Source organism: Xanthomonas hortorum, assembly GCF_011305375.1.
Taxonomy (GTDB): Bacteria; Pseudomonadota; Gammaproteobacteria; order Xanthomonadales; family Xanthomonadaceae; genus Xanthomonas; species Xanthomonas hortorum_E.
In genome coordinates this window covers 1-1109 of record NZ_VCME01000040.1, presented here as the reverse complement: position 1 = coordinate 1109, position 1109 = coordinate 1, and the positions used below count along the sequence as shown (strand labels likewise).

Annotated in this window: 2 protein-coding genes; both read right to left on the bottom strand. The window is 50.2% G+C overall.

All coding sequences use genetic code 11. The features are described from left to right. On the bottom strand, positions 1-766 hold a 766-nt coding region (locus tag FFY45_RS21775), incomplete at its 3' end, for a hypothetical protein (RefSeq protein WP_176342026.1). A gap of 145 nt (positions 767-911) precedes the next feature. After that, on the bottom strand, positions 912-1109 hold a 198-nt coding region (locus FFY45_RS21995), incomplete at its 5' end, for a hypothetical protein (RefSeq protein ID WP_217902714.1).

Here is a 1109-nt window from a genome sequence, read left to right as displayed (position 1 = left end):
CGTTGTTCAGAGGTTCCTTAGCTGGAAAGCTGCCACGTTCCTGAGGGTTCAGTCGATCTATGTAGACCGCCATCTCGCAGCAATCGATGCACCGAAGAAGAGCCACCGACATGGCGACCTCGAGGTAACTGAGGCAACACAAGCAGACAACATCATCGCCAGTCGTCGCGGGCTCAAACGTAAGAACCTCACCGGAAACGACTGCGGCCTCCCCGCAGTGCAAGCAAACTGCAGGTTTTTCGCAAATTTTTGAGGCAAAACTAATAGCGGCACGTCGCCAAGGAAGCAGCTTCTGGACCCGTTGTGGGAACTCTGTAGCAACTATGACCGGCTCGTCTAGATCGTGCACGCTGATAGCATGAACAAAATATAGGGTCGCAACAATACTTTGGCAGAGATCTTCCTGGTAGGAGGCATCTTGCGCACGGTGCACAATTGAGTTTCTCAATCGACCGATACGTTCAAGCTCTTTTTTCGACGTATGATTCACCCTAGAAGTTGCGAAGAAGTGATTGATTATCTGCTGAAATTCATTGAAGGTAGTTGACTGGACGCCATTCTTTGTTACCAGAACCTCCGACTGCCTGTTAAGCCGAAAGTAATAGTACTTGAGGAAAAGCTCAAGACAGATTTGGGCATTGACTGCCGAGAATACGAACAGTTCTTTCCGCTGATCAACCTCGGCGAGGAGTTCAATGCATCGATTGAGAAAAAGATTGAAGGTCTCTTTCAGCTCGTTCGCAGTTGGGAGAGTGTGAGCGGTCATCCGTGCATGCCCTTTGTGCCAGTCAAAACTGACAATCAGCCTATAGGAAGTAGACGCGGAGTAACAGCGCAACACTAAACCATGACTTTCCAAAAGCTGACACGGGTAAGAAGATCGCTCTAGTGAGGTTTGATCGGCCTAATGATTAACCCGGCTGGCGTTCAAAATTTGGTGTAAGACCCGGTTGTAGCTCTAAGGAACCTCTGAACAACGCACCATAGATACGTGACACTACCCGCCTCATGTTGAGGAGTAATCCATGCAACTGACGTTCGGCGACGCTGAAGGCCTGGGCAAGCGCAAGCAGACCCGACGGGAGATCTTCCTGGCCGAGATGGAGCAG